We start from the raw sequence: 3,364 nt of genomic DNA on the forward strand, positions 1-3,364 counted from the left end.
TCGAGGAGGATCTTGCGCTCGCCCTCGGTCGGGTTGCCGCCGAAGATGCTCTTGAGGTTGGTGAGCGCGTTCGTGGTGACGAGGTTGTCGAGTTCGAGCGTCGCCTGCCCCGCCTCGTTGCCCGGCACCAGGCTCATCGCCCTACCGCGCTCGCTCGCCAGTGGCCCCGCGTAAGCCTTGGCCGACAGTTCCTTGGCCTGCTCCAGCATGCCAATGGACGCCTGCGCGGACAGCACCGCGTTGTCGGCCGTGTCGATCGCCTTCTTGTCACCCGCGGACATGTCGCGGTCCGCGCCGATCTTCCCGGCGCCCACGAACGAGCGATAGGATGGCGTGCCTTCCACGAGCCCGAGACCCGGCGCAGCTTCACGCCGAGCATCCATCTGGGCTCGAAGCTTCGCGCCCTCGTCCGCGACGTCCTTGGCCGGAGCCGTGAACACAGGCTGGTTCGTGGTGGTATCGAACAGCGTCGCCCCAGCCGAGACCGCCGTCGGCGCCCGTGGGTTCACGTAGAACGGGCTGCGCTCGCCCGGCGCGATCGCGGCATTCCCGGGCGCCACGATGGTCGGCGTCAGCGGCTTCCGCAGCTCGTTTCGGAAGTCGATCAGACTGCCGCCGAAGCCCTGGCTCCGCGCGAACATGTACTGTTTCACGTCGTCGGGAAGCTTGGTCTGCTCCAGCTCGTTCGCGAGCAGCGTCTTCACGACGCCGGCCTGCCCCTCGCTCAAGCCCGGCAGTGTGGCGACACGGACAAGGGCACCGATCCGCTGCTGCGACCCGGGCGCCATCTGTCCGATGGGGGCGGCGATCTGCGGGGGAAGCCCCGCCTGCGCGAGATGCTGTGGTGCCTGCGCGGAAAGCTGCGCACGCGCCTCCGGTGACGACCCAGCGCCGTCCTGGCCGGGCATCGTCATGACGCGGGGCGGTGGGGCACCCTGCGGGAAGTTCAGAGCGCCGGGCGAGGACGACGGCGCCATGGCAGAGGGGGCGGCAGGCCCACGCGGCTGCGGGCTACTGAGCCCTACCGGCAGCGACGCCTGAGGCCCGGGCGGGATCTGAAACTGTGCGGGCCGCGCGTTCGATGCCGGCATGTCGGCCTCATCCCCGGGGCCGACCTGCGCGACGGGGTTGCCGCGATCCATGACCGTGCCCGGGATGCCCGAGCCGACCATGGACTGCGGGATCAGGGTCTGCGCAGGACCCTGCACGCGCGGAACGGCCGTCTGAGGCAACCCGGCGGTGCGCATCGGCGCGGCCAGGATATTGCCCTCGACACCGATCTCGGCAGGGGCGGGCTGGCCAGCCATGGACGGCATCGGTCCGGAAGCCATCGCCTGCGCCCGGTCAGGGTTCACCCCTTGCACGGGGGCCAGCGGCCGGTTCAGCGGCCCCGGCATCGACGGTGCGAAGGTCGGATCCGCGCTCGCCACCTGAGGCGCGGCTTGCGGAGCAGACCGGCCGCCCCCGGCAAAGCTGCGACCGAAGTCGTTCATGACCTGCCCGGCCGTCTTCGGGCTGCCGTCGCGGTTGAAGAACACCGGGCGGTTGGCCGCGACCGCTTTCGGGTCGGCGTAGCTTGCCGCTGGGGCATCCGGGTTCTGCAGGGTGCCAGCGATCAGGCGAGGGCCACCGCCGGCCCCGAGGAAGTGCATGGCGTAGCGCGTGGCGTCGTTCACCGGGAGGCCGTGCCGCCCCAGGATCCCCTCGTTGTCGGCGGTCAGCGCCTTCGTGGCCGCGATCATCTGCTGCGGGTCGGTTCGCCCGTCCTGACCGTTCCCGACCGGCGTCAGGCCCAATTCCGGGTGCTGCTGCGCGGTCGCGTTCCACGTCGAGGGGATAAACTGGCCGAGCCCACGAGCGCCGGAGGTCGAGGCCTGGGCGTTCGGGTTGTTGTTGCTCTCGCGCTTGAACAGGCCCGAGAGGTAGTTGCCCGAGGGGCCGGAGCTGTCGAGGAAGCTCGGGACGCCGACATAGGGGTTGCGGTCGGCCCCGGGCGCCGCGACAGGGCCGCCGGCATCGAACCCGCCGCCGCCGCCGTACATGCTGGTCAGGCCGGCGATGCCCGCGCTCGCGGTCTTCTGCTGCTCCTGCGTCTGCCCGAGCTTGAGCAGGCCGATGCCGGTCTGCACATCGCCCGCGCCGAAAGCCGTCTGCGCCGCGGCGGCGTAGTCGCCGCCCTGAACCTGCTGCCCCAGCTTGGCGAGCGCGCTCTTCTGCTCGTCCTTCTCCTGCTGGTCGAAGTAGCCCTTGCCGAGCTGCGAGAAGATCTGGAAATATTCGCCGGCCGACATGCACGCCCCCCTTACTTGAACAGCCCGCCGACCTTGCTCAAAATACTCCCCCCGAACGGGCTGCTGGCGATGCCGCCGAGCATGCCGAGGAAATTGCCGCCCGCCGCCATCTGGTTCTTGGCTTCGGTGTTGGAGTTGTCGACGTACATCTTGGTGGCGTTCGAGATCGCGTTGGACTCCTGGTTGCCCAGGTTCATCAGGTTCGATCCGGCCTGACCGTAGATCCCCAGCGTATTCGTACCCTGGCCGACACTGAGGGCGGATTGCCCGGTCCCCAGGTTGGCGTCCGCCTGCCCGAGGTTCGTGCCGAGGTTGGTCTGAGCCCCCAGGAGCGCGTTGCCCTGACCCTGGTACAAGCTGCCGAGGGCGTTGCCTTGCTGACCGTAGATGTTGGCCTGCGCCGTACCGAGGCCACGATCGTTCTGCGCAAGCTGATCGCCGAGCCCGGTATCGATGCCGGACAACGCGTTGCCTTGCGCCATGCCGAGGCTGCCGAGCTGCGTGCCGTAGGCCTGCGAGGCGTTGCCCTGGTTCGTCAGTCCAGCGGCCCGCCCCTGGATGCCAGTCTGAAAGTAATTCGCGCCATTCTGCAAGTTCGAAACGTATTGCTGATAGGACTGATCTGCTAGACCCGTTGCAGTCTTAAGAATATCAGCCGTCGTGTTGCCGCCAGCCACATCACCGCGAGATGCCGCAAGACGTTGAACCGAGCCCAATGCCTGATCCATTTGGTACTGGTAGCCGGGCGCGGCCTGGAAATCCTGCGTCGCCTGAGCGGACCCCGCCGCACCATTCCCGCCGATCGCGTTCTGGAACCGCGTGAACGACCCCTGAGACCCGGAGATCAGCGGGTCGTAGGCAGCCGTGGCCTGCCCGAGATACCCCTGCGTCTGCGCATACTGGTTGCCCAGGTCGGTCCGGGCTTGGCCGTAATTCGTGTTGATGTCGTCCCGGGCCTGCCCGTACTGTCCGGTCAGATCGTCCCTGGCCTGCCCATAGCCTTGGCCCAGGGATGACAGCGCCGAGCCGTAGTTGCCGGTGATCGCATCGGCCGCCTGACCGTAGCTCGACCC

At 68.5% G+C, this 3,364-nt stretch carries 2 protein-coding genes; both read right to left on the minus strand.

The features are described 5' to 3' along the window. Nucleotides 1-2,291: transglycosylase SLT domain-containing protein (locus MKK75_RS12900; RefSeq protein ID WP_244042962.1), on the minus strand; the 2,291-nt coding region annotated here is incomplete at its 3' end. An 11-nt stretch (nt 2,292-2,302) separates the two neighbouring features. Continuing rightward, nucleotides 2,303-3,364: hypothetical protein (locus MKK75_RS12905; RefSeq protein WP_244042963.1), on the minus strand; the 1,062-nt coding region annotated here is incomplete at its 5' end.

Origin of the sequence: Methylobacterium sp. J-030, from assembly GCF_022829545.1 — a bacterium.
GTDB lineage: Bacteria > Pseudomonadota > Alphaproteobacteria > Rhizobiales > Beijerinckiaceae > Methylobacterium.